At 68.2% G+C, this 25,225-nt stretch carries 23 protein-coding genes and 1 pseudogene; 9 read left to right on the top strand and 15 right to left on the bottom strand.

Annotated elements, in window-relative coordinates; genetic code table 11:
* Positions 1-25: 25 nt before the first annotated feature.
* Positions 26-559, top strand: a complete 534-nt coding sequence (locus AC1DES_RS09280) for a DUF4395 domain-containing protein (RefSeq protein ID WP_476895405.1) — start codon at positions 26-28, stop codon at positions 557-559.
* Positions 560-619: 60 nt separating this feature from the next.
* On the opposite strand, the gene AC1DES_RS09275 is transcribed toward AC1DES_RS09280, so the two are convergent.
* Entirely contained in the window at positions 620-1,810 is a 1,191-nt protein-coding gene (locus AC1DES_RS09275) for an ADP-ribosylglycohydrolase family protein (RefSeq protein WP_476895404.1), read from the bottom strand.
* 162 nt (positions 1,811-1,972) lie between these two features.
* Between AC1DES_RS09275 and AC1DES_RS09270 the strand changes: the two genes are divergently transcribed.
* The 6 genes from AC1DES_RS09270 to AC1DES_RS09245 all read left to right on the top strand — a co-directional run bounded on the left by AC1DES_RS09270 (position 1,973) and on the right by AC1DES_RS09245 (position 9,711).
* Positions 1,973-2,329, top strand: coding sequence for a YidH family protein (locus tag AC1DES_RS09270; protein WP_476895403.1), 357 nt, complete (start codon positions 1,973-1,975; stop codon positions 2,327-2,329).
* Positions 2,326-2,667 carry a DUF202 domain-containing protein gene (locus tag AC1DES_RS09265; protein WP_476895402.1) on the top strand — a complete coding sequence of 114 codons (342 nt, stop codon included), beginning with the start codon at positions 2,326-2,328 and terminating at the stop codon, positions 2,665-2,667. Before AC1DES_RS09270 ends, AC1DES_RS09265 begins: the two co-directional genes overlap by 4 nt.
* 178 nt (positions 2,668-2,845) lie before the next feature.
* Positions 2,846-3,796, top strand: a complete 951-nt coding sequence (locus AC1DES_RS09260) for an MIP/aquaporin family protein (RefSeq protein WP_476895401.1) — start codon at positions 2,846-2,848, stop codon at positions 3,794-3,796.
* Between the two features lie 84 nt (positions 3,797-3,880).
* Positions 3,881-5,062, top strand: coding sequence for an exonuclease SbcCD subunit D (locus AC1DES_RS09255; RefSeq protein ID WP_476895400.1), 1,182 nt, complete (start codon positions 3,881-3,883; stop codon positions 5,060-5,062).
* On the top strand, positions 5,059-8,151 hold the full coding sequence (locus AC1DES_RS09250) for an AAA family ATPase (RefSeq protein ID WP_476895399.1): 3,093 nt from the start codon (positions 5,059-5,061) through the stop codon (positions 8,149-8,151). Before AC1DES_RS09255 ends, AC1DES_RS09250 begins: the two co-directional genes overlap by 4 nt.
* Positions 8,152-8,349: 198 nt before the next feature.
* On the top strand, positions 8,350-9,711 hold the full coding sequence (locus AC1DES_RS09245) for an MFS transporter (protein WP_476895398.1): 1,362 nt from the start codon (positions 8,350-8,352) through the stop codon (positions 9,709-9,711).
* Between the two features lie 22 nt (positions 9,712-9,733).
* Here AC1DES_RS09245 and hpaD read toward each other — a convergent pair whose 3' ends face one another.
* The 5 genes from hpaD to AC1DES_RS09220 form a co-directional block, all read right to left on the bottom strand.
* On the bottom strand, positions 9,734-10,807 hold the full coding sequence (hpaD, locus tag AC1DES_RS09240; RefSeq protein WP_476895397.1) for a 3,4-dihydroxyphenylacetate 2,3-dioxygenase: 1,074 nt from the start codon (positions 10,805-10,807) through the stop codon (positions 9,734-9,736).
* Between the two features lie 105 nt (positions 10,808-10,912).
* Positions 10,913-12,418, bottom strand: coding sequence for a 5-carboxymethyl-2-hydroxymuconate semialdehyde dehydrogenase (gene hpaE, locus AC1DES_RS09235; RefSeq protein WP_476895396.1), 1,506 nt, complete (start codon positions 12,416-12,418; stop codon positions 10,913-10,915).
* Positions 12,419-12,477: 59 nt separating this feature from the next.
* On the bottom strand, positions 12,478-13,422 hold the full coding sequence (dapA, locus tag AC1DES_RS09230; protein WP_476895395.1) for a 4-hydroxy-tetrahydrodipicolinate synthase: 945 nt from the start codon (positions 13,420-13,422) through the stop codon (positions 12,478-12,480).
* 10 nt (positions 13,423-13,432) lie between these two features.
* On the bottom strand, positions 13,433-14,164 hold the full coding sequence (locus tag AC1DES_RS09225; protein WP_476895394.1) for a GntR family transcriptional regulator: 732 nt from the start codon (positions 14,162-14,164) through the stop codon (positions 13,433-13,435).
* On the bottom strand, positions 14,127-15,608 hold the full coding sequence (locus tag AC1DES_RS09220) for a fumarylacetoacetate hydrolase family protein (RefSeq protein ID WP_476895393.1): 1,482 nt from the start codon (positions 15,606-15,608) through the stop codon (positions 14,127-14,129). The genes AC1DES_RS09225 and AC1DES_RS09220 overlap by 38 nt, the downstream gene beginning before the upstream one ends.
* Before the next feature lie 212 nt (positions 15,609-15,820).
* Here AC1DES_RS09220 and AC1DES_RS09215 point away from each other — a divergent pair.
* Positions 15,821-15,997 (top strand): annotated as a pseudogene (locus AC1DES_RS09215) (IS5/IS1182 family transposase); the annotation flags it as partial.
* 96 nt (positions 15,998-16,093) lie between these two features.
* On the opposite strand, the gene AC1DES_RS09210 reads toward AC1DES_RS09215, so the two are convergent.
* Complete coding sequence (locus AC1DES_RS09210; RefSeq protein WP_476895392.1) at positions 16,094-16,972, bottom strand: PhzF family phenazine biosynthesis protein; 879 nt, start codon at positions 16,970-16,972, stop codon at positions 16,094-16,096.
* Between the two features lie 125 nt (positions 16,973-17,097).
* Between AC1DES_RS09210 and AC1DES_RS09205 the strand changes: the two genes are divergently transcribed.
* A complete protein-coding gene (locus AC1DES_RS09205) occupies positions 17,098-17,448 on the top strand; it encodes an IS110 family transposase (RefSeq protein ID WP_476895391.1) in 351 nt (116 codons plus the stop codon).
* Between the two features lie 358 nt (positions 17,449-17,806).
* On the opposite strand, the gene AC1DES_RS09200 is transcribed toward AC1DES_RS09205, so the two are convergent.
* From AC1DES_RS09200 to AC1DES_RS09165, 8 genes are all read right to left on the bottom strand, one after another.
* Positions 17,807-19,033 carry an MFS transporter gene (locus tag AC1DES_RS09200; protein WP_476895390.1) on the bottom strand — a complete coding sequence of 409 codons (1,227 nt, stop codon included), beginning with the start codon at positions 19,031-19,033 and terminating at the stop codon, positions 17,807-17,809.
* 95 nt (positions 19,034-19,128) lie between these two features.
* The gene (locus tag AC1DES_RS09195; protein ID WP_476895389.1) at positions 19,129-20,025 is read right to left on the bottom strand and encodes a dihydrodipicolinate synthase family protein; all 897 of its coding nucleotides are present in this window, start codon (positions 20,023-20,025) and stop codon (positions 19,129-19,131) included.
* 132 nt (positions 20,026-20,157) lie between these two features.
* Complete coding sequence (locus AC1DES_RS09190) at positions 20,158-21,078, bottom strand: EamA family transporter (protein WP_476895388.1); 921 nt, start codon at positions 21,076-21,078, stop codon at positions 20,158-20,160.
* Complete coding sequence (locus tag AC1DES_RS09185) at positions 21,065-21,805, bottom strand: B3/B4 domain-containing protein (RefSeq protein WP_476895387.1); 741 nt, start codon at positions 21,803-21,805, stop codon at positions 21,065-21,067. Before AC1DES_RS09185 ends, AC1DES_RS09190 begins: the two co-directional genes overlap by 14 nt.
* Positions 21,798-22,403 carry a helix-turn-helix domain-containing protein gene (locus tag AC1DES_RS09180; protein ID WP_476895386.1) on the bottom strand — a complete coding sequence of 202 codons (606 nt, stop codon included), beginning with the start codon at positions 22,401-22,403 and terminating at the stop codon, positions 21,798-21,800. Before AC1DES_RS09180 ends, AC1DES_RS09185 begins: the two co-directional genes overlap by 8 nt.
* A gap of 113 nt (positions 22,404-22,516) precedes the next feature.
* Positions 22,517-23,176: a GntR family transcriptional regulator gene (locus tag AC1DES_RS09175; RefSeq protein ID WP_476895385.1), complete on the bottom strand. Its 660-nt coding sequence runs from the start codon at positions 23,174-23,176 to the stop codon at positions 22,517-22,519.
* 131 nt (positions 23,177-23,307) lie between these two features.
* Positions 23,308-24,336 (bottom strand): transketolase family protein, encoded by a 1,029-nt coding sequence (locus tag AC1DES_RS09170; RefSeq protein WP_476895384.1) that lies wholly within the window; start codon positions 24,334-24,336, stop codon positions 23,308-23,310.
* A complete protein-coding gene (locus AC1DES_RS09165; protein WP_476895383.1) occupies positions 24,333-25,211 on the bottom strand; it encodes a transketolase in 879 nt (292 codons plus the stop codon). The genes AC1DES_RS09170 and AC1DES_RS09165 overlap by 4 nt, the downstream gene beginning before the upstream one ends.
* Positions 25,212-25,225: the final 14 nt, after the last annotated feature.

Genomic DNA, 25,225 nt, shown 5'->3' with positions numbered 1-25,225 from the left:
GTGCGATGGCTCCTAGCCTTGACGGATGAGCAAACTGATCGATGCACGGACTCCGGCGCTGGCTTCGCAACGAACCGACTGGCGCAAGCTCTTCGCGTTCCCGAACCCGGTGAACGAGTACTCCGCCCGCCTTACGGCCGCACTCGTGGTGGTGCTCTCCGGCGTGACCCTGCTGACCGGCTTCGGCTGGGGGCTCGCTGTCATCGCGGCAGGATTCTGGCTGCGCGTGCTCTTCGGCCCGCGGATCTCGCCCCTCGCGCTGCTCTCCGTCAAGGTACTGACGCCCTGGCTGGGCCGGACCCGGCTTGTGCCGGGGCCGCCCAAACGCTTTGCGCAGGGCATCGGCGCCGCCATGTCCACGGCGGCCGCGATCCTGTTCGCCGTCGGCGTCGCACCCGCCGCGTGGATCCTGCTGGCGGTCCTGATCGCCGCCGCCTCGCTCGAGGCGTTTGCCGGCTTCTGCCTCGGCTGCACCATCTTCGGGTTCCTGCAGCGCCGCGGGATCATCCCCGACGACATCTGCGAGGCGTGCAACAACATCTCACTCCGGCGCGCATAAGGCAGGCGCCCGTATGCGGACCCGCGGGAGCGCCAAACCAGGCGCCGCGCGGACCGCTGTTCAGGCTCCGGTGACGGCCGCCAGCTGTGAGGCCATGCCCCGGATGACCTCCGGGGCTTCCAGCGCCGCGAGCCACGCCGCCGGAAGGCAGTCCTCGCCGTAGAAGGCGCCCAGGATGTTTCCGGCAATCGACGCGGTGGAATCGCTGTCCCCGCTGTGATTCACGGCAACGGCGATCGCCGCCCGGAAGTGGGCCTCCGGACCGCAGCCGGCTGCCGCCGTCGTCGTACCTGTGGTTGACGTTCCCGCGGTGGTGACCGTACGGGCTTCCGTCCCAGGGGCCGGCCTGCCGGGGGCGGTGGCCAGCACCGCATAGAGCCCGACGGCGAGTGCCTCCTCGGCGACCCACCCCTCGCCGAGTTCGCGGACGAGTTCCTCGGGGCTGAGCCGCGGCGTGCCGCCCGTGTGAGCGGTGAGGCGCAGCGCCGCCTGCAGGCGCCCGCTGAGCGCGGGATCGGGTTCCTCGCCCCTGCCCAGCTTCTCTTCCTGCAGGTGCCCCAGCGCGAATTCCGCTGCTTCGCGCAGGCCGTGGCCCGTGGTCAGTGCATGGATGACCAGGCTGAACGCCCCGGCACTCTGCCGCGCCGAGGGGTGCCCGTGCGTCAAGGACGCGGCATCGGCGCTGAGCTTGTAGACCGACCCGGGCGGGATGTGCGGGATCAGGCCGAACGGCGCCGACCGCATCACCGTGCCGCAGCCTTTGGAGTCCGGGTTGACCGGCCGGTACACCGTGCCCATCTCGCCGGTGGCGAGTCCGCTGAGGCAGGCATTGCCCGGTGCGCGCCGGTTCTTGAGGACGCCCTGGGTGTCGATCCAGCGGGGAGGCTGCACCGGGGCCGAGGGCGGGACAGCGACTCCCTGGGTGCCCAGCCAGCGCAGGTAGGCCAGCCAGAGGCAGGCGTTGGTGTCAGCGCCCACCCCCGAGTTTGCCCATTCCAGGGCTTCCAGGAGGCCGTCCACCGTGTAGAGGGTCATCTGGGTATCGTCAGAGAAGTGGCTGCCGGCGTCGAGCGCGGAAAAGTCCTGCAGCCCCGCGGGACCGAACCGGGCGCGGATAGCGTGGATGTCGTCGAACTCGACGGCGTAGCCCAGCGAATCACCCAGTGCCCCGCCGAGCAGGCAGCCGTGGATACGTGACGCGTGGGAAGGCGCGGTGGTGGGCGCAGGGGTGGTGCCGGGCTCGGTGCTCATAGCCTCAAATTTACCCCGATGGTGTGACGCCTGCGGCATGGGCCGCGCGCCGGTGGGCGGGCGTGCGCTGGCGGGGCGTGGCGCCGGGTAGGGTGCTGTTGGGGGCACAGGCACCCGGACCGGGCCGCCCGTGGCAGCACAGGAGCCGAGCAGAGGAAGCTAATGCGCGAGCCAGCGTGGCGCAAGACCGGCAGCACGCCCGACTACAGGTTTTCCCTGGCCAACGAACGGACCTTCCTGGCCTGGCTCCGGACATCCCTCGCGTTGATCGCCGGTGCCCTGGCGATCGACCAGCTGGCCCCGGAGATCGCCCCGGCGCCGGTCAGGATCACGTTGTGCGTCATCCTGGCGGTCCTCGGCGCAAGCCTGGCCACGCTGTCCTACCGGCGGTGGGGGCAGATGGAAGCCGCCATGCGTAACAACAGGGAGCTGCCGTTTTCCGGATTGATGCTCGTGATGACCGTCGGCGTCGCCGCTGCCGCCTTCACCTTCGCCGTCCTGATGCTGGTGGCGCATTGAGCGCGCCGCCAGCGCGGGACCGCGGCCTCCAGCCCGAGCGGACGTCGCTGGCCTGGCGCCGGACGCTGCTGGCCCTCGTCGTCGCGGACCTGCTGATCTGGCGCGTCTGGGCGCACGCGGGAACGCACTCGGCCACGCCCGGAGCCGTCGATTACCTGGGCGTCTGCGCCCTGACCGCGATGGCGGCCACCGTGGTGCTGTGTTTGTGTGTACTGGAACGGGGCAGGGAACTGCGGCGTTCCTCGGCCGCGCCGGCGGCCGGGATCGTGCGCTGGGCTTCCGGCGCCGTCGTCGCCCTGGCGGGGAGCGCCGTCGCAGCGGTGGCGCTGGGCCGTTAGGTCCGGACCCCGGCGCAGCCCCGGACACAGGCAAGCCCCAGCCAACGTCCAGACTCCGCTGGCAGACTGCTCGCGGACCGTATTTCCGGGCGGCGGCACGCCGCGGGCCCGGACCATCAGGCGGCTGCCCGCCCAGGCGCACGCAGCCGCAGACCTCCAAGCAAAGGAATTCCCGACCATGAGCACGCCTGTGTCAACCCCCGAGGCAGGCGGCGTCCTGCCGCAGGCCACCCGCGACGATTCGCTCCGGCCCGGACTCGTGGCCCGGCTGTCCGCCGAGGCCCTCGGGACACTCTTTGTGGTGGTTGCGGGCCTGGGAGTGCCGCTGTTCACCATTCCGCAGTCGAACCCGCTGCCCGCGTCCCTGGCCGCGGGCCTGGCACTGACAGCGGCGATGCTTGCTTTCGGCTACCTCTCCGGCGGGCACTTCAACCCGGCGGTCACGGTGGGCAACGCAATTGCCGGGCGCATCAAGCTGGTCCCTGCCGCGGCCTACCTCGGCGCCCAGCTGGTGGGCGCGCTGCTCGGTGCCGTCACGCTCTTCGGTGTGCTACGCACCGTCCCCAAGATCAACGACACCCGGGCCGCCTTCGACACCGTCACCGCAGGATTCGATGAGCATTCCATCATCCAGGTCCCCATGGCCGGAGTGCTGCTCGTGGAGGTCCTCGGAGCCGCCCTGCTCGTTGCGGTCTACCTGGGCACGACGGCGGGCCGCAACCCTGCCAAAGCGGCGGCGCCCTTCGCCGTTGGCCTGACCATGGCCGTGCTGCTGCAGCTCGGCCAGGCGGTCGGCAACCTGCCGTTCAACCCGGCCCGTGCCACGGCATCGGCGATCTTCAGCGGCACCGACTCGCTCGGGCAGCTATGGCTCTTCTGGGTGGCACCCCTCGTGGGCGCGGCGGTCGCAGGACTGGTCTTCCGTGGATTCGCCCAGACCACGGCGACGGCGGCCGTCAAGGCCGTGCCGGCAACGGAGTCGGAAGACCAGGACGACGACGGAATGGCCGCAGTCGAGGCCGAGGACTCCCTCGTTCCGGACAAGGCCGCGGCGCGCGGCGCAGGCGGCACCCGAAGTGCCGGCCGCGACGAAGCCCGCGACTTCTTCGACGGCAAGCCCGGAGACTAATCCCGGGGCGGCGGCAGCTCCGGCGTCGTTGCTGTGCCGGGGCGGCGGCGCATTAGTGTCGGTGGCAGCCGATACCGTAGGAGCATGCGGTTACTGCACACATCGGACTGGCATTTGGGCCGGTCGTTCCACGGCGTCGGGATGCTCGACGCCCAGCGCGCCTTCGTCGACCAGCTCGTGGCCTTCGTCCGGGACGAGTCGGTGGACGTCGTCCTCATCGCGGGGGACGTCTATGACCGCGCCCTGCCCGGCGTCGACGTCGTCGGCCTCCTCGACGACGCCCTGGTGCGTATCACCGGCGCCGGTGCCCAGGTGGTGCTGACCAGCGGCAACCACGATTCCGCCATCAGGCTTGGTTTTGCCTCACGCCTGCTCGAACGCGGGGGAGTGCACCTGCGGACGCGGCTCACCGAGCTGGACCAGCCGGTGCTGTTCCCGCTCCGTGACGAGGCTCCCGGCGACGACGCCCCAGTGCTCGCCATTTACGGCATCCCCTGGCTGGAGCCGAGGCTCGTCGCGGAACAACTCGGCGTCGAGACCGCAAGCCATTTCGAGGTCACGCGCGCCGCCACGGAACGGATCCGGGCGGACCTGGACACCCGGGCCGCGACCCGGACGGTCCATTCCGTGGTCCTGGCGCACACCTTCGCCAGCGGCGGGATCAGTTCGGACAGCGAGCGGGACCTGAGTATCGGCGGCGTCGGTGCCGTGCCCCTGGATCTCTTTGACGGCTTCAGCTACACGGCGCTGGGCCACCTGCACGGCCGCCAGGAGCTGTCGCCTACGGTGCGCTACTCCGGTTCGCCTCTTGCGTACTCGTTCTCCGAGGCGAAGCACACTAAGGGCAGCTGGCTCGTGGACGTCGACGGCACAGGAGTCACGGGCGTCAGTGAGGTGATGTGGGACGCGCCGCGGACCCTCGCCGTGCTGCGCGGGAGGCTGGAGGACCTGCTCTCGGCGGAGGACTTCGCCTGGGCCGAGCCTGCCTACTGCCAGATCACCCTGACGGACGCCCAGCGTCCCGCACAGGCCATGGAGCGGCTGCGCGCCCGATTCCCCGACACCCTCGTGCTGGGGTTCGACCCCGAAGGCGGCGCCGCTGCCGCCAGGACCAGCTACAGCAGCCGGCTCGCCGAGGCCGGGGACGACCTCACAATCTGCTGCGGCTTCCTCGAGCACGTCCGCGGCCGGGGGGCCGACGACGCCGAATCCGCGGTCTTCGCTGAAGCCCTCGAGGCCGTGCGCCTGGCAGGGGTTTCCCTGTGAGGATCCATCGTCTCGAGATTTCCGCCTTCGGTCCGTTCGCCGCCACGGAGCGGATCGACTTTGACCGGCTCAGTGCGCATGGCCTGTTCCTGCTCAACGGGCCCACCGGTGCGGGAAAGACCAGTGTCCTGGACGCTATCTGTTTCGCCTTGTACGGTTCCGTGCCCGGAGCCAGGCAGGATGGCAAGAGGCTGCGCAGCGATCACGCCGGGGCCGCGACCGAACCGCGGGTCACCTGTGAGTTCTCGGCCCGTGGCCGGCATTTTGAAGTCTCCCGTGCTCCCGCCTGGGACAAGCCCAGCGCCCGGGGCAAGAACGGCTTCACCGTCCAGCAGGCCAACACGGTGCTGCGTGAACGGGTTGACGGTGAATGGATCGAAAAATCCGGCCGCAACGACGAAGCAGGCGCGGAAATCGCTGACGTCCTGGGCATGAACCGGGACCAGTTCACCCGCGTCGTCATGCTGCCGCAGGGTGATTTCGCGGCATTCCTCCGGTCCAAGGCCTCGGACCGCCTCGACCTCCTGCAAAGCCTCTTTGGCACCCAGCGCTTCGAAGCCGTAGAACAGGAGCTCACTCGCACAGCACAGTTGGCCCGGGCCGAGGTCGCAAACCTCAACACCCGGCTGGAACTGCTGCTGGCCCAGGCCGTGGCCGAAACCGAAGGGCTCGGACTCGACATGGCCGGGGCCCCGGACCGGGAAGCCGCCGATGCCCTGCTGGACTGGCTGGCGGCCGCCTCGGCCTCCGCAGCGGACGGGTGCCGTGACGCCGCGGCCGAAGCCGAACTGTTGAAGGCAGAACACGCGGCAAGGCTGGGCGCCGCCGCCGCGCGGGCCGCCCGCCAGGCCAAGCTCGCCGTCGCGGTCCGGCGCCGGGCCGACGCCGAAGCCGCCGCACCCGCCCTTGGCGCAAAGAGGGACCAGCTGGCCGCGCACCGCAAAGCCGAAGTGCTCAGCGGCCACCTGCAGGCCGTGGAAAGCGCCGAAGCGGCAGAAGAACTGGCGGCGACGGCGATGGAAGCCGCCAGCGTTGAATTGCACGCGGCGGTCCTTGCCGACCCCGAACTCGCGTCGTTGCGGAGCGCCGGGTCACCACTGGGCGCCGGTGCGGACATTGCGGCCCGCACGTTGCCGGTGGCGCCTCGGTTCGACAGTGAAGCCGTCCGGGCCGCGCTGGGGGGACTGCGGTCCGTCCATGCGGTTCTTGAGGAACGGCTGCCGGATGAGTCAAGGCTTGCCGGGCTACGGACCCGCACCGCCGGCCTGCGGACCTCGCTGGAACAGTTACAGGGCACGCGCCGCTCCGGCGCCGCGGCTCTGGACAGCCTTCGTGCCGAATCGCATGCACTGGTGGCTGGCCTGCGCCCGCTCGAAGAACTCGCCGCGGAGATCCAGCTGCGCACCAAAGAGGCCGGCGCCGCCGAGGAACTCGTGGTCATGGTGGGGCGCTATGCCGCAGCCGAGGCGGCCTGCCGCGCCGTCATGGAACGCCACAGCCGTGCACGGGACGAGCACCAGGACCGCCGCCAGCAATGGCTTGACCTCCGCGAGCAACGGCTCGCCAACGCCGCAGCAGAGCTGGCGGCCCAGCTCCAGCCCGGTGTCCCGTGTGCCGTATGCGGAAGCCCGGACCATCCGCTACCCGCCCCTGCCGCGGCCTCCGCGCTCGCCGTCGCCGAGGCGGAGCAGGCCGCGCAGGACGCGTGCGAGGCCGCGGAGACCGCTTTGGACGCCGTCGAACGCGAACTGGCCGAGGCCCAGCAGGAGCTCGCCGTGCTGGCCGCCCAGGGCGGCACTACGGACCCTGAACAGGCCCGGCTGGATGCAGCACTGGCGCAGGACAGGGCAGCTGAAGCTGCCAAGGCGGCCCGGGAACTTGATGCGAGCCGGGTCCGGCTGAACGGGCTGGAGGTGGAGATCTCCGCGGCCGAAGTCGCCGTCGCTGCCGCTGCGTCCGGCATTACCCAGACGGAATCCACGATCGCGGAAGTCCACGAACAGGCCGACGCCCTCGAACTCGCATTGGAAAAACTGCGCGCCGGACACCCGACGCTGGCGAAACGCACCGTCGCCCTCAAGGCGGCCACCGCCGTCCTGGAACGGGCAGATGCAGCGCAGACCGGGCTGGAACAGGCCGCGATGCGCACCGCCGGGGCCCGGACGCAACTGGAGCAGGCTCTTCCAGAGTCCGGATTCGACACTGCCGGTGCTGCGCGTGCCGTCCTGCTGCCGGCAGCCGACGCAGCCGGGCTGGAGGCCGCGATCCGGGCAGGGCAGGACGAAGCAGCCCGTATCGGCGAGCTGTTCGCCGGCGAGGAACTGGCCCTCGCCGCCTGTGAGCGGGAGTCCGGGAGTCCTGCCGGGGACGGCATCCTGGAACAGCTCCGCCTGGAGTCCGCAGAATCAGAACGTGCCGCAAAGGACGCGGTCCTCGCCTCCGGCATTGCCGAGAAGACGGTGCAAAACCTGGCCCGGATCGCGGGCGACTACACCGTGGCCGCCGCAGCGGGCAAAGAACCGCGCGACCGCGCCGCGCTGCTGAACGCCGTGGCCGACGCCGCCAGGGGCGCGGGGGACAACACGTATCGCATGAGCCTGAACACGTACGTGCTCGCGGCGCGGCTTGAGCAGGTGGCACTCGCGGCTACGGAGCGGCTGATCGGCATGAGCGACGGCCGGTACACCCTCCAGCACACAGATGCCAAGGCCGCACGCGGGGCCAAGTCCGGGCTGGGCCTGGAAGTGGTGGACCAGTGGACCGGCCAGCGCCGCGACACCGCCACCCTGTCCGGCGGCGAGTCCTTCATGGCCTCGCTCGCCCTGGCCCTCGGGCTGGCGGACGTGGTGCAGCAGGAGTCCGGCGGGGTGGACATCGAGACGCTCTTTGTCGACGAGGGCTTCGGAAGCCTCGATGAACAGGCCCTGGAACAGGTCATGGATGCGCTCGAAGGACTGCGTGACGGCGGACGGGTCGTGGGGCTCGTGAGCCATGTCGGTGAAATGAAGCAGCGCATCACCACCCAGCTCCAAGTCGTCAAGGGCCGTAACGGTTCCACGCTGCGCATATCCGACGAGGTCCAGGTCTAGCCGGGCTCACCGACTGGCCGGGCACGCCGGGGCCGCCGGGGCCGCCCGGCTCGCCGGACGGAATTTGCGGTGGGCCCGGCGCCCACAGCGGTAACGAACACGTTGCCGCCGTAGCGCCGTCGGTTATCATTGGACTTGTTACCGGGTCGCGCGCATCGGGAGGAGGGACGATGCGCACTATCGAACGAACCCGGAATCATGAACCCTTCACCGTCTTTCCAGGCGCCCGCTTCCTCTGAGGCGCCCGCTTCCCTCACGCCCGCCCCAGCGCCCGAACAGCATGCTGGCGGCCGCTTCGCCCGCCTCCCGCAGCTTGCGGGCCGAAGTTTCATCCCGCTGGGGCTCTTCGCCCGTCTCCCGCTGGCCATGCTCACCGTCGGCGCCCTCACCCTGGTCACCGCTGTCACCGGTTCTTACGCCGTCGGCGGGGCATCAGCCGGCGCTGTGGGTATCGGCTCAGCCCTGGGAGCTCCCGTCCTGGGCATCCTGGCGGACAGGCTGGGCCAGCGCGGGGTCTTGCTGTTCGCCGCAGCCTTCAACACGGTCGCCGTCGTGGCACTGATCCTCGCTGCCTACCTCATCCCCGGCGGGCAGGACATGGCCACGGCGGTCCCGGTCCTCGGGGCGGCGTTCATCGCCGGCGCCAGTTGTCCGCAGGTCGGCCCGCTGGCCCGGGTCCGCTGGATGGCACTGACCTCGCGGGGCAGCCGCGGCGCCAACACCGCGGACCTGGACGCGGCCTTGTCGTACGAAAGCACCGCGGACGAACTCACCTTCGTTTTGGGACCTGCCCTGGTGGGCATCCTCGCCAGCCTGGTCGCGCCCTGGCTGCCCTTGGCCCTCGCCGCAGTACTGACCATCACGCTGGTGCCCGCCTTCGCCGTCCACCCGACGCACCGCGCCCTCGTGCGGACCCAGGCCAACGGTGCCGGCTCCGGCCCAGGCCAGGAACGGGATGCCGCGGCTGGCGGGACCCGCATCAGGACCCTGGCCGCGGTGGCGCTCCCGGTACTGGCCATGGTGTGCATGGGCACCTTCTTCGGCTCCACCCAGACGTCCCTGAGCTCATTCTCCGCAAGCTTTGCCACGTCTGAGCTGGCGGGCCTGCTCTACGCCGTCATGGGACTCAGCTCCGCCGCGGCCGCGCTCTCGGTCGCTTACTGGCCCCGCCGGTTCTCCGTGAATGGCCGCTGGATTGCCTGCGCGGCGCTCATGACCGGCCTTGCTGCCCTCCTGCTGCTGCCCTCGACGGCGCTGCCCATGATCATGGTGCTCCTGGTCCTCGGCCTGCCGGTGGGGCCGCTCATGGTCACGGTGTTCGCGATCGGCGGTCTCGTCGCCCCCGCCGGCAGGCTCGGCACGGTCATGACGGCGCTGGCCAGCGGCATTGTCGCCGGCACCGCGCTCGGCTCCTCCGTCGCGGGGCGGCTGGCGCAGGACCACGGGTACTCCGCCGCCTTCCTCGTTCCCGTCTGCGCCGCGGCGGCACTGCTCGTCCTGGGTGCGGCGGCCGCCGTCGTTCTCCTGCGCAGGAAATCGACGACGGCGGCGCCCGCCTGACTTTCCCCGTCCGGAGATTGCGCTACAGCTGGGCGCCGAGCTTGAAGCCGCGTTCCTCGCCCGGCTCGCGGGTGTAGGCGAAGCCGTCGGCGCCGACGGTCACGGCCATTTCGCTGCTCTCGGTCCGGATCACGAGCGGCTGTGGGTTTCCGTCGAGGTCTAGGACCAGCGAGGCCTCGGTGTACCAGCTGGGAACCACGGGGTTTCCCCACCAGTCGCGGCGCTGGTTATCGTGCACGTTCCACGTGATGGTGGGGTTGTCCGGGTCTCCGGTGTAGTAGTCCTGCGTGTAGATCTCGATCCGGTGGCCGTCGGGATCCAGGATATACAGGTAGAAGGCGTTGGACACGCCGTGCCGGCCGGGGCCGCGTTCGATCCGGTCCGAGATGCGCAGGGCGCCCATCTTGTCGCAGATCTGGATGATGTTGTGCTTCTCATGGGTGGAGAAGGCGATGTGGTGCAGGCGCGGGCCGTCACCGCCGGTCAGGGCGGTGTCGTGCACGGTCTGCTTGCGGTGCATCCAGGCCGCATAGGTGACGCCGGCGGAGTCCTTGATGTCCTCGGAGACCCGGAAGCCCAGGTCCTCGAGGTACTTCCGCCCGCGCGGCACATCGGGCGTGACCTGGTTGAAGTGGTCCAGCCGGACGAGCTCGCCGGCGGAGTAGATGTCGTAGCGCTGGGTGAGGCGCTCGACATGCTCCACGTCGTAGAAGAACTCGTACGGGAAGCCCAGCGGGTCTTCCACCCGGACGGCGTCGCCGATGCCGCGGGCGAACCCGTCCTTGCGGCGCTCGGTGCGGCAGCCCATTTCGGCGTAATAGGCCTCGGCCTTGTCCACGTCCTCCGGGGTGCGCACCCGGTAGGCGAAGGCGGCCGCAGCAGCCACCGGGCCCCTGCGCAGGACCAGGTTGTGGTGGATGAACTCCTCGAAGGAACGCAGGTAGATGGCGTCCTCGTCCTCGTAGGTCACGTGCAGGCCCAGCAGGTCCACGTAGAACTCGCGGGACTTCGCGAGGTCGGTGACCACCAGGTCCATGTAGGCGCAGCGGACGATGTCCGGGGCAGGAACGGTGGGCGTGATGATGTTCTCAGCCATGGTCAGAACTCCTCATTGAGCGGTGTGCGGCGGCGGTACGGGGGTTGCGGTGCGGCGGCGGTGCAGTGTGCGGTGGCAACAGGTGGGGTCCAGTCGGGTCGGCCGCTAGTGCGGTGCCGACGCGCCGAACCTGGGCGTGTGGACGCTGCCCAGGGTGATGTGGACCGCCTGCTGGTCGGTGTAGAAATCGATCGATCGGTAGCCCCCCTCGTGGCCCAGTCCTGAGGCCTTGACCCCGCCGAATGGCGTTCGGAGATCGCGGACATTGTGGCTGTTCAGCCAGACCATGCCGGCTTCCAGGTTCTGGGAGATGGTGTGCGCCCGGGTCAGGTCGTTGGTCCACACATAGGCGGCCAGCCCGTAACGGGTGTTGTTCGCCAGCGCCAGGGCCTCGGCATCGTCCTCGAACGGCGTGATCGCGACGACCGGGCCGAAGATCTCCTCCTGGAAGATCCGCGCGTCCGGCGCGACGTCGGCAAACACCGTCGGCGCGATGTAGTTGCCGTCGGGCAGGTGTGCCGGGCGGCCGCCGCCGGCGAGGAGCCTGCCTTCGGACTTGCCGATCTCGACGTACTTAGCGACCTTGGCGTAGTGCTCGGGGTGGACCAGCGCGCCGACCTCCGTGGCGGGATCGTGCGGGTCACCGACGACGATGTTCTTCGCGCGCGCGGCGTATCTCTCGCAGAACTCCTCGTAGATGCCGCGCTGGACCAGTATCCGGGAGCCGGCCGTGCAGCGCTCGCCGTTGAGGGAGAAGACACCGAACAGGGTCGAGTCGATTGCGGCGTCGAGGTCGGCGTCGTCGAAGATCACCGCGGGGCTCTTGCCGCCCAGTTCCATGGAGAGGCCCTTGAGGTTCTCAGCGGCGTTGCGGAAAATCGTCTTTCCGGTGGTGGTTTCGCCGGTGAAGGAGATCAGCGGGACGTCAGGGTGCTTGACGAGGGCGTCCCCGGCTTCCTCGCCAAGACCGTTGACGAGATTGAAGACGCCGTCGGGCAGCCCGGCATCCTTGAAGATCTTGGCCCACAGCGAAGCCGAGAGCGGTGTGAATTCGGCCGGTTTGAGCACCACGCAGTTGCCTGTGGCGAGAGCCGGGGCAAGCTTCCATGACTCCAGCATGAAGGGGGTGTTCCACGGCGTGATGAGGCCTGCGACGCCGATCGGCTTGCGGTTGACGTAGTTGATCTGCGCGCCCGGGACCTTCATGGCGTCATCGAACTGGGCGACGATGAGGTCGGCGAAGAACCGGAAGTTTTCCGCCGCACGCAGCGACTGGCCCTTGGCCTGGGTGATTGGCAGGCCCGTGTCAAAGGTTTCCAGCTGCGCCAGCCGAGTCTCCTGGGCCTCGACGGCATCGGCGATCCGGTTCAGGACGCGGGCGCGTTCGCGCGGCTTCATGGTGGGCCACGGCCCCGTAGTGAAGGCCTTGCGCGCGGCGGCGACGGCGAGGTCGATGTCCTCTTTCTGCCCGGCCGCGGCCGTGGCGTAGGTTTCGTTGGATACCGGGTCCAGGACATCGAACGTCTTGCCGCTGATGGAATCGACGAACTCGCCATCGATGTAGTGGCGGATCCGGGTAGGCAGATCGTCCGGAATGTAGTGCTCAGCCATGGAAATCATCCTTTGCTTCTGCGGGAAAGTGCGGCGAAAAAGTGCTGAAAGAACAAGAACTAGCGGGAGATCCGGAAGCCGTCCACCGGCGTGAGGTAGTCCCGGCCGGCTTCCATGAGCTCGCTGATCTTCTTCAACCCGGCCTCGGTGGGCGTGATGAGCGGCGGCCGGACGTAGCCGGAGGAGATCAGCCCGGCCTCGGCCATGAGCCACTTGCCGGGCGCCGGGTTGGTCTCGACGAAGAGCAGGTCCACCAGCGGGTGCACGCCGTAGTGGATTTCGCGGGCGGCCTCGAAGTCGCCCCCGACCCACGCTTTGTACATATCGGCGGAGGCCTTGGGCGCGATGTTCGCCAGGGCAGAGATGAAGCCCACGCCGCCGATCGCCATCAACGGCAGGCACAGCAGCTCGATCCCGGACCAGACCAGCAGGTCCTTGCCGGACAGGTGCATCACGCGGGAGAAATGTTCGAAGTCCTTGGTGGTCTCCTTGATTCCCACGATGTTCTCGAAGTCGCGGAAGAGCCGCGCCACCGTCTCGGGTGCCATGTCGACGGCGGTGCGCGAGGGAACGTTGTAGATCACGAACGGCATCTGGGGGAACTCGGTGGCGATCGTGGCGTACCAGCGGTACAGCGCCTCCTGCGTGGGGCGGGAGTAGTACGGCGTGATGATCATCGATGCGTCAGCGCCGGCGTCGACGGCGGCCTGCGTGAGTTCGAGCGTCTCGGCCAGTTTTGCCGTCCCGGTGCCGGCCATGAAGGGGACCCGGTCGCCGATGGCGGCGGCGGTGGCGCGGATGGCGTCGGCGCGCTCCTCGACGGACTGGGCACTCGGTTCGCCCGTGGAGCCGCCGATCGTGATGCCCGACGAGCCGCTGGCAATCTGCCACTCGACCATGTTGCGCAGGCTTGCGTGGTCGACGTCGCCGGCGTCGGTGAACGGGGTGAACATGGCGGCGAGGGATCCCTTGAGGTGCTGTTGGGGGTCGGAACGGAACTTCATCGTTATGTCCTTATCGCTCGGGGGAGAGGGCGGGCGCCGCGTCGGCGCGGCTGTGGGCAAGGTAGGCGTCCAGGGTGGCGGCCCGGTGCGCGCGGGCGGCGCGTTCGACGGCGTCCGCGCCGGCCCCCGTCTCGATCAGCGCCAGCAGCGCCTCGTGTTCGGCCACGGATTCCCGGGCGCGGCCCGGGACGTAGCTGAACGTGGAGGACCGCAGGGCCTGCAGCCGGTTCCAGCCGCGGTGCACGAGGTCCAGGATGTGCGGGTTGGGGCAGTGCTCGAACAGGACGGCGTGGAACTCCAGGTTCAGGCTTGTGAAGCGGACGGGATCGAAGTCCTCGAGGCAGTCGCGCATGAGGGCATTGACGCGGCGGGCACGGGCGATATCCGCGGCGGAGATCAGCGGTGCCGACAGCGCTGTGGCGGCGCCCTCGACGATGCTCAGCGTCTGCATTGTGTACAGGTATTCGGTGGGTTCGATCCCGGCCACAGTGGCGCCCACGTTGCGCTCGAACACCACGAAACGCTCCGCTTCAAGCCTGCGGATCGCTTCCCGGACGGGGACGACGCTCACGCCGAGGTCATCGGCGATCTTGGCCAGCACGAGGCGGTAGCCGGGGGAGTACTCGCCGCTGAGGATGCTGGCCTTGATCGCAGCGTAGGCCTGCTCCGACTTGCTCGACGATGCGGGCGTGTTCACCGTCCGGTCACCGTCCGTGCTGTTCACGGTCGCTGGCCCAGGCACGGTACTTTTCCTGCCACAGCGCATTCATGGGATAGAGGCCGTCCACGCTGTGCCCGGCGGCCACCATCTCGGCGATGTAAGTCTCCTCGGCCTCCTGGACGATTGCGTCGTCGGCGACTTCTTCGGCGAGGGCCGGCGGGATCACGAGGACGCCGTCGGCGTCGCCCACGATGATGTCACCGGGCTGGACCGTGGCGCCGCCGCAGGAAATGGTCAGGTCCACGTCCCAGGGAATGTGGCGGCGGCCCAGGACGGCAGGGTGGGCATTGGAGAAGTAGGTGGGCATCTCCAGGGCGCCGACGGCGGTGACGTCGCGGACGCCGCCGTCGGTGATGATGGCCACTGCGCCGTTGATTTCCGCGCGGAGGGCGAGGATGTCCCCGACCGTGCCGGTGCCCTTCTCGCCGCGGGCCTCCATCAACAGGATCTCGCCCTCGCGCAGGGAGTCGATGGCGCGCTTCTGGGCGTTGAAGCCGCCGCCGTGGGTCTTGAACAGGTCCTCACGGTTCGGCACGTAGCGCAGGGTCCGGGCGACGCCGACCACCTTCCGGTCCGGCCGGGTGGAGTGCAGGCCGTCGATGCTGACGTTGTTGAGTCCGCGTTTGCGCAGCTGGGAGCTCAGGGTTGCTGTGCCGACCGACTCCAGTTTGGCTTTCAGCCCAGGGGCCAGGACAGCCGTCGGCAACGTGTCCGCGGCGGGCTGTTCCGGGGACCGCGTGCCGTAGGCTTCGGCTCGCTGGGCATCGTCGGTGCGCGGCCGGGCGCCGTAGTCGGCGAGCGGCACGGTGCCCTGGACCACCGTCGTGGTCAGGCGGCCGGTGCTCAGGCCCGACCCCGGCGCGTCGACTTCGATGTCCATCACGTCGCCTGGCTGGGCGACGGAGGCCCCTGCCGGCGTTCCCGTCAGGATGATGTCGCCGGGTTCCAGCGTGAGCAGCTGGGACAAGTCCGCCACGAGCCGCGCGAACGGGAAGAGCAGCGTGCCGGTGGTGTCCTCCTGCACCAGTTCGCCATTGAGCCAGGTGCGGACGCGGAGGCCGGCAGGATCGACGTCGCGGGCGGGAATCAGTCCCGGGCCGACCGGGGTGAAGCCGTCCCCGCCCTTGGAGCGCAGGTTGGAGCCCTTGTCCGCGTAGCGCAGGTCGTAGACGCCGAGGTCATTGGACGCGGTGACGAAGCCGACGTGCTCCCATGCGTCCGCGGGGGCTACCCGGCGCGCCCGGGTGCCGATCACAAGCGCCACTTCGCCCTCGAAGCCCAGCAGCTCGCAGCCGTCCGGGCGTTCCACGACATCCCCGCCAAGGCTCAGCGAGGAGGAGGGCTTCAGGAAGTAGGACGGCTGTTCGGGGGTGCGGCCGCGCTGGGCGGCCCGGCTGGGGTAGTTAATGTGTACCGCGATGACCTTGCCCGCGGCGGCCAGCATGTCCTGCGAAAGCCCGTCCATCGCCACTCCTCATTGAGTATGAAATCGTATACGATACAAAATGCCCGAGTGGGGGTGGATTGTCAAGCGGACGGGCCCGCCTCGTGTCAGCCGGGCGGCGCTTCCGGCCCCGGCGCTAGGGCGTCTCTGCTAAAGCGTAGGGCGTGGTTGTTGGATGCTTGATGGGTGTCTCGTGCTTCTGTTTTGACTGATGGGCAATGGGCCCGGATCCAGGCAGGCCGCGCACCCGCCCCGACCGGTGCGCGGAGACAAGGCCCATTCGTTGCGGGGCGATCCGGTCGCAGCTTCGTGCACGCGGAACAGCGGCAGCTATCCCCGAACCCGCCGACCAGATCGGCCACCGGAATCGGCATCCCCGGGCCCCTCGTCACGGCCCTGACCGTCCGGTAGTGGAGCCGCCGAGAAGTATGCCACCTTCCAGCCCGGCGGAGGGCTTGCCGCTGGCTTCCGGGGATCCTGGACGAGGCCGGCTGCCGGCGAAGCTGTTAGGCCTCGGCCGCCGACGGGGGCTCCGGAATTAGTGCCGCCGTGCCGCTGACTACGATTCCCCCGGTGGGGGGAATGGTCACGTTCAGGAGCCCGGGCCTGCCGACGTGGCGGCCTTGGTGGATGAGGATTCTGGCCGCTGGTTCCACGAGGTCCAGGATGCGAAGGTAGCCGCCGACTGCCGCGGCGGCCGACCCTGTGGCGGGGTCCTCGGTCATCACACCGACGGGGAAGAGGTTCCTCGCTTCGAATTCCTGCTCGGCGCGCCGGTGAAGGACCGCGACCGTGGTCCAGTTGTGGACGTTCATGAGCTGGCGGACGGCGTCCGGGTCGAAGGCCAGGGAATCGAAGACCCGGCGCTCGGTGATAAACAACACCGGATGCCAGTTGCCCGAATATGCGATTCGTGGCGGGAAGGACTGGTCGAGATCTTCTTCTGCGATTCCCAGGAGTCCGAGGAGCTCTGCAAGGACTCCGGCGCTGAATGTATCGATTTGTGGTTCAATGGCAGTGAACGAGGCTTTGGTCTGCTCGCCTTTCCCTTCCGTCTCGATGACAACGGAGCCGGCGGGGGTTTCGAACGTGAAGGTTCCGGCACCGATGCGTGCGCTGAGCGCAACGGCCAGCGCGATGGTGGCATGGCCGCAGAACGGCACCTCGGCGATGGGTGAGAAGTACCGGACCTTGCTGTGCCGGGGATCGCCCCCGACAGCTGGATCAGTCACGAACGCCGTTTCCGCATATCCGACAGCGGCAGCAACGGCCTGCATGCCTGCGGCATCCATGGGGCGGGCATCCAGGACCAAACCTGCGGGATTGCCCCCCTCGGGAGTACGGGCAAATGCGGCATAGCGCAGTACTTCAGTGCTGTTCTTCATGCTGGAATCCTTCCGTGTCTGGCGGTTAGGCGCCCGCCGCCGGTTTTCTGAATCTAATCACGTCGTTCGATAGCCTGCGGTGCACCGCGGTGTGTTTTGCCGGCAAAGCCCATCATCATGGCTTTGTGATCGATGCCGACGGAAACCGTCTGCTCTACCGCGGCGAAGTTAAAACGGATGCCAAAGATGCCGCCGTCAAAGCGGACCAGGCCCGGATCCGAAATGGTCTGCAACTTTTTCGTGAGGGAGACGAGATCAGCACCGGGCTGCGGATCCTCACCGCGAGGCGTGCGGATAAGTCTGCGGACCGGGTCCGGGCGATCAACCGACTCCAGGCCCAGCTGCTCGAGTACTTCCCGGCGCTGGAACGGTCGTTCGACTACAGCCGTTCCAAGGCAGCCTTGACCCTGCTGAGAAAACATCGCACGCGGGCGGGATCCGCCGTGGCGGGCGGGCCAGGATCCACGCCTGGCTGAAGAAGAACGGCGCGCGCTCCTCGGCAGCCGTCACCGCAGCAGCGGTCGAGGCCGCAAAATCCCAGCACACCATCATTCCCGCCCAGCACGCGGGGAGGGGATCGTCGCCGCACTTGCTACCAGTCCTTTACCTCTCTCGGCCCTCCGCGCTGAAGCCCTGCCCACCTTCGCTCGGCTACTACGGCCGCAACCGTGTGGAAGGAAAATCCCACGTCCAGGCGATGCTCTCGCTGGCCAGCCGCCGTCTCAATGTCTTGTGGGCAATGCTCCGCGACGGCACCACCTAGACCCCGGCCCCTGCCCCGGCACCGCGGTCTGCTGCCTGACTGTTCCCGGGCGGCAGAGTCTATCTTGTGAGCTAGAGGTGTGACTTGCCGAAGCAACAGGCGTGGGTTTGGCAGCGCTTTTTGGCGCTTGCCAGGCGCCCTCGCCCGGCGTGCTGCCGGCCCGTCGGGGTGAGGTGTTGTTGAAATCGGGCGGGCCAGTGTTTGGACCGATGCGGACGGGATCGTTCGATGATGCTGGACGTTGCAGCTGCTGCTGTGAGGGTTGTCGCCAGCAGCAGCGGTGCCCAGACCGTTGGTGCGATGGTTGCGCCCGCGACAGCTGTCCCGGCTGATCCCGCTGCGATCTTGAGCGCGCCTACCCAGATGAAGATTTGGCCGCGAGCCTCGATGGGTGCGTATTCGCCGCGCGCGGCGAGTGTCGCGGCGAAGAAGAGCGCGTTGGCAATCCCTGCCAGGCAGAAGGCAATGAGGGAGGTGGGAAGTGTCGGAGCGAGCATCACCAGTATCAGCGTCGCCGCGACGAGCACAGCGAGGGAGCTCATGAGTTGGTCTGCGTCGCGGCGAAGCGGCCGAAGCATGAGTCCTGCTGACCCGAGAAGATTCCCTATCCCGTATGCCGCGACCAGTGTTCCGGCGGCTGCGGCCCCGCCGAACGCGGGAGCTGTGGCAACGGCGTAGATCGGCAACGCGGCGACAGAGAACGCGACGGCCACGGTGAGCCCGAGCGTGCGGCGCAGCGGACCACGTGCCCGTATCAATCGCAGTGTTCGACCGGGCGACGGCACGTCAACTGCCTTATCAGGTGGCTCTTGCCTGGGCAGTGCGAGGACGGCTCCCGCACCAACGACGGCGGCTCCGGCCAGAACCAGTGTCGCGGTGAGCGCGTCAGATGCTGCCGCGATCCATGCCACTGCTGCGGGGCCGAGGGTGCCGCTCAGCCCGTAGCTTGCGACGTCCCAGCTTTGTGCTCTGCGTTGGCTGCGCTGCCCGGGGCCGGCGATAGAGGGCAGACGGCTACTGATCCCGCCGGTGAGCATCGGCCCGAAGATGCCCGAGGCAAAGAGCAGCATGGCTGGCCAGATCGCCCAGGCGACGGGTAGGAGCAGTGCAGCAGCACCGAGCAGCACGCCGTGGAGGACGGCGGAGCAGGCGATGACCCTTCTTCCGTCGCGGGCTGTATCGAGGCGTCGTGCGATGAACGGGCCGAGCAGGTGGGGTGCGGTGATGGATGCTCCCAGGAGCCCGGCCAGCCAGCCGGGCATCCCGCTGGCGCGGGCGAGCAGCACAATGGCGACCACTGCGCCCCTCGGCGGTGCGTACCAGGGTCGCGGCGAAGACGTAGCGGGCCGGCGCCCCGGCCCGGCGCTCCCTGCACGGAACGCCGAGGCCCGCGCTACGGGTTGAGCCCGAGCTCATCGACAATCTTGCCAACGTGGGAACGCTGCTTCTCGGTTAATCCTTGGATGGGAAGAGGCAGGCACGATCTTGATGCCAGTCCCAGCTGCTCCGCTATTGCCGCAACAACACGGATACTCCCGCCAAATTCGGTAAACAACTGCCACAACGGTGCAAGCCGTTCGGACTCGGCCAATGCGTCGGAGACCCGCCCTTCCAGGGCGGCCCGGGTGATCCGCATCGCAAGGGCGGGCATGGTGCCGCCGATGACGGAGTACCAGGCATCGCATCCGGCGGCCAGTCCGGCGGCGGCCTTGGCGTCGCCGGAAACACCGATGGTGACATGAGCCGGGACGGCCGCCCGGATTTCCTCAACGCGCACCTGTGCCTGATCCGGATCGGCCGCTACTCCGGGGATTTTGATGGAAGCGATACCGGGCAGTTCCGCGATGCGCCCGTAGAGTTCAGTCGTGAAGGTGAAGTGGGTGGTGCCCGGGTTGTCATAGACAATCACGGGCAGCGACGAGTTCGCTGTGACGGTCCGGAAGAGTTCGAACACGTCATCTTCGGTGAGGGGTTGATAGGTCATCGGCGCCAGCAGCAGACCGGAAGCCCCGGCCCGCTCGGCGTTCTCGGCGTTCGCGAGGACGTGCGAGGTCCGCAGCGCCCCGACGCCAATGAATACGGGTGTCTGGCCGGCGTGCTCGACGGCAAGGCGCGCAACACGGCTTCGCTCATCACTGCTCAGGTAGGCGTAGGAACCAGTGGAGCCGAGCGCCGTAATGGAGTCGACCGTGGCCTCGCGGAGCCTTTGCACCACGCGGATAAACGCAGCCTCGTCGACCGCATCGTGTGCCAGCGGGGTGATGGGAAAAGCGCTCAAGCCAGTGAACATGGTTCTAACTCCTTTATTAGATTCCGAATGGAAGCAGTGTGGGGGCGCAGGTCGCCACGTCCTCTGTGAGCGTGCGCCAGCGGCTGCCGGAAGCGGTACGTCGTTCGAGGATGTAAGCGCCGCTTCGGGCGGTTAGCCCACAAAGTCGAGATCCGCAGGGCTGGGGTTCTGCTCCGGGCATGCCGGGCGCCGTCGTCCGCCCCGTTGCGCCGCGGCGCCGGCGAGGACGACGAGCAGGATGCCCAGGACCTGGATGGCCGAAAGCTGCTGGTGCAGGATGAGCAGTCCGAGGAGGACCCCGAGGGCTGGCTCGAGGGCCATCAGGGTGCCGAACGCGGTCGGCGTCATCCGCCGCAGGGCGAGCATTTCCAGCGCGAACGGCAGCACGGGCAACAGGACAGCGAGTCCGGCTGCGGCGGCCAGGATCCCGAAGGTGAGGTGGCCGGCGGCCTGCGGAATGCCGACGACGGCTGCCGTGGCCGCAGCGATCGGCACAGTCATTGAGAGCGCCCCGATTCCGGTGAAGCGGTCCCCGATTCGCTGGGTAAGCAGGATGTAGGCGGCCCACCCGATCGCTGCCAGTGCGGCGAAGGTGACGCCGGTCAGGTTGAAGCCGCCCCGCCACGGTTCGGTGAGCAGAACGACGCCGATCAGTGCCACAGCCGGCCAGATGAGGGCCTTCCTGTTGTGGCTGCGCACCGCGGCCACTGTCAGGGGTCCCAGGAACTCGATCGCGACGGCGGTGCCCAGCGGAATGTGCTCGATCGCGGCGAGGAACCCGATCGTGACCAGCCCCGTGGTAATGCCCAGACCGAGCAGCGGCAGCACGTCGCCCCGGCGGACGGAGCGCAGCGGTGGGCGGGCAATCGCTAGGAGAATGATGGCTCCCATGCTGAGCCTGAGCCAGGCTGTCCCGGCCGGACCCACGGCCTCAATCAGATCCACCGACAGGGCAGACCCCAACTGGACTGACAGGATCGCCGTCACAGCCAGCCCCCACGGCGGGACTGGGACGTTCAAAGGGCTTCGCCGGCGCATGTCAGTTCTCTCCATGAACGGAAGTGTCCGCGGCTATCCGACGGCGGGCCGTCCTGACGTCCGGGCCGAGCCCCGCCAGCCGGTGGGCCAGATCGTCGGCGGCGCCGTCGAGTGCCTCATCGGTCATGGGCTGGAGGGCGTCGAGGATGAACAGGGCCGTTGTGGTGTCTTCGCAGAGTTGGGTTCTCCGGCCCTGGCGCCAGTTCCAGCGCCGGCAGGTCACGCCGGCGTCGTCGAACCACACCACCTCGCCCTGCTCCGGGTGCTCGATCACCTCAATGCCCCTCGCGACGGTGTCGAACGCCTCCGCGCCGGCGGCCCGGAGAAGCCGGGGCGGACCGGCATAGCCGGTCAGGTCCTCCCCACCCAGGGGTAGCTGATGCAGCACCGAGACGGCGTTGTAGAGGTCGGTAAGCCGGTTCACACGGGGCAAACCCGACGCCGCGCGGCGCAGCAGGGCCTCCAGGCTGTTGCGGGTGCGCTGTGGCTTGGCGCCGAACGACTTGTAAGCCTCGCGCCACGCAGCCACGTCCGGCAGATCCTCCACGGGCCAGGCGCTCAGTGCTTGGCGGGCTGAGACCTCCGCTGCTCCGAGCAGCGTGTCACTGGCCTGATCGCTTGGTCCCGGGACAAGCCCGTCGACGGCCAGCAGGACGGTGCGGTAGTCCGGCCGCAGCGAGAACACTGCGGCATCGACCCCGGCGCCGTTCAGAAACACTTGAAGCGTTTCCAGATCACGCATTGGTCGCCTCCGGTCGGTGTGCTGATCCCACGCCCGGTTCAAAGACCGCTAGGGAGAAACGGGCCCGTTCCTGGCCCGCGGCGCCATACGAGTGCGCCACGTCGCCGGGAAAGGACACAGCGTCGCCGGCCTTGAGGATGAACGCCTCACCGGCAACCACAACGGAGACGGATCCCTCCTGGACCTGCAGCAGCTCCTTGGTCCCCGGTGAATGCGCTTCGCTCCCGTGAGTATCCCCAGGGGCCATCGTCCAGTCCCAGAGTTCAACCACGTTGGGCGTCTCTGTCCCGGCCACCAGCACGCCGCGGCCACCGGCATCCGAATCCCACAAGGCAGCGCCCTCACCGCGGCGGGTGACCGTCACTGGCCTGGGGCGAGGGAGTTCAACCAACGCGGGCAGTCCAATCCCTAGAGCGTCACTGATTCTCAGGAGCGTCCCCACGCTGGGATTCGTGGCGCCCTGCTCGACGTTGACCAGCATGCGGCGGCTCACACCCGTGGCGTCCGCCAATTGATCAAGCGTCCACCCCCGCGACTGCCGCTCCTGCCGCACCCGGCTGCCAATTGCTACCGCGAGGGCGGATGTACTCATATCCATAAGTGCATCATAGTGCACTTGGAGTGCACTATGCAGTCGGGGTTGGGCAAGATGTAAGCCAAAAGGGCCGAGGGGTCAGACTCAGGAGGCTGGGAAGCTATGGAGCTGAAGGCCTAGGCGACGAGATTGTCCGCGGCGCCGTCCATATGCTCGCGGATCGTTTTGCGGGCCAGGGAGGCGTCGCCGGTTTCGATGGCCGCGACGATCTCGTGGTGCCGGTCCACGCTCATGTTCCTGACCCCCTTTTCCAGGCCAGCGAACATGATGGACATCCGGATGGAGCCCTCCAGCGATTCCCAGGAGTGGAGCAGTGTTTCATTCCCTGTCAGTCGGCACAGGGTGCGGTGGAATTCCATGTCGGATTCGATCCGCTCTTCCAATGACGCGTCCTGAGCCGCCTCCATGACGTCAATCTTCTGATGCAGGGATCCGATGGCAACTTCGCGGTCCGGGAGCTCGCACAGGGTGCGTGCGGCCAATGTTTCGAGGGCGGCCCGTACGGCGAAAATGTCGCGGATTTCTTTTTCGTCCAAGTGCCGGACTGAGAGCCGGCCGCGCGGCCCCGCGGACAGCAGCCCTTCCTGTTCCAACTGGCGGAGCGCCTCACGCAGCGTTCCTCGGCTGATCTGAAGCATTTCGGACAGCTCGGTTTCCACTAGGTGCCGGCCGGGCTCCAGTTCTCCACTAGTGATGGCGGTGCGCAGTGCCGAAACCGCCTGCTCGCGCAGGTTCTGCTTCTGCAATCCCAGCAGCGGGGCTGTCATTCCGGTCATGGCCCGTCCTCAGTGTTATAAGTCGACTGTTTACATTTAATGGTTGTTTTGATGATACGGCAGAAAGCACGGCTCCGGACGGGGGACCGGTGCCGTGCTTTCTGCGTTACTGGAAACTGGTTTGCGGGCGGTCAGCCGAGTTCGGCGAGGACCTTGGCCACGATGCGGTCCACAGCCAGGCCGTAGCGCTCGTGCAGGGTGGGCAGAGCGCCGGCGTCGAGGAACTGGTCCGGCAGTGCCACGGGAACCACGCGTTTGCCTATTCCGGCGGTGACGACGGCGGAGGCCACCGTTTCGAACAGGCCCCCGATTACGGAGTGGTTTTCCAAGGTGACGGCGAGGCGGTCGCTGTTGATCTCGGCGAGCACGGTTTCGGCATCGAACGGCTTGATGGTGGGGGTGTGGACGACGGCGACGTCCACGTTGTGCGCGGCGAGGGCCTTGGCGGCCTGCAGGGCGCGCATGGTCATCAGACCGGAGGAGATGAACACGACGTCGTTGCCGCCGCGCAGGACCTTGGCCTTGCCGAGTTCGAAGGTGTAGCCGTACTCGTCGAGGACGGTAGGGACGTTGCCGCGCAGCAGGCGCAGGTAGGTCGGGCCGTCGCTGGCCGCCAGCTGGGGGACGGCCTGTTCAATGTCGATCGAGTCGCAGGGGTCCACGATGGTCAGGTTGGGCATGCCGCGGAAGATCGCCATGTCCTCGGTGGCCTGGTGGCTGGGCCCGTACCCGGTGGTCAGTCCGGGGAGACCGCCTACGATGTTTACGTTCAGGTTCGGTTCGGCGCTGTCCAGACAGAGGAAATCGTAGGCACGGCGGGCCGCAAACACCGAGTAGGTGGAGGCGAAGGGGACCAAGCCGGTTTCGGCGAAGCCGGCGGCGGCGCCGAAGAGGAGCTGTTCGGCCATACCCATTTGGAAGAACCGCTCCGGGAAGGCCTGGGCGAAGATGTGCATGTCGGTGTACTTGCCCAGGTCGGCGGTCAGGCCCACGATCTTGTCGTTTTCCTGCGCGGCCTTGACGAGTGCGTGCCCGAACGGTGCGGACGCGGTCTTCTGGCCCGCGTCCGCGAAGGAGGCGATCATCGCCGAGGTCTTCAGCTTCGGCTTGGCGGCTGTTGTGGTGTCGGGGGCCTCGGTTGTGGTGCTAGCGGTGCTCATCGGGCAGTCTTCCCTTCGTATCCGGCGGTGAGCTGCTCGCGGCAGGTCTGCCATTCGTGTTCTTCGATGCGCATGAAGTGCGCCTTTTCGCGGTTTTCCAGCAGCGGGACGCCGCGGCCCACCTTGGTGTCGCAGAGGATCACGGAGGGGCGTCCAACGGCGGCGGCCTGGGCGGCTGCGTTGTCGAACGCCGCCAGCAGCGCACCGACGTCGTTCCCGTCCACCCGCTGGGTGTACCAGCCGAACGCTTCCCACTTTTCCGTCACCGGCTCGGTGCGCAGGACGGTGTCGGTTTTGCCGTCGGCCTGAAGGGCGTTGATGTCCACCATTGCGGTGAGGTTGCCCAGCTGGTGGTGGTGGGCCCCCATGGCGGCCTCCCACGTGGAGCCCTCGTCCAGTTCCCCGTCGGAAAGGAAGTTGAACACCCGGGCGCTCGAGCCCAGGTAGCGCAGGCCCAGGGCCATGCCGATGGCGATGCTCAGCCCGTGGCCCAGGGAGCCGCCGGAGATTTCCATGCCGGGGGTGTAGGTGGACATCCCGGACATGGGAAGCCGGGAGTCGTCCGAGCCGTAGGTCTCAAGTTCTTCCACGGGCACGATTCCGGCCTCGGCCAACGCGGCATAGTGGCCGATGGCGTAGTGGCCGGTGGAGAGCAGGAACCGGTCCCGTGCTTCCCAATGGGGGTCCTCGGCCCGGAAGTTCAGTTGGTCTCCGTAAACGGTGGCGAGCATGTCCGCTGCGCCGAGTGCCTGGCCCACGTACCCCTGGCCCTGCACCTCGCCCATGTTCAGGGCGTGGTGCCGGATCCGGTACGCCGCGGCGCTGATCTTCATCACGCGGTCCTGGTCCACCCGCTCGGCGGTAAGTGTTGGCATTGCTGGCTCCGTTT

Source organism: Arthrobacter sp. 05T442, assembly GCF_056395945.1.
The sequence above is the reverse complement of the archived record's forward strand: the minus strand, read 5'-3'. Positions and strand labels throughout refer to the sequence as shown.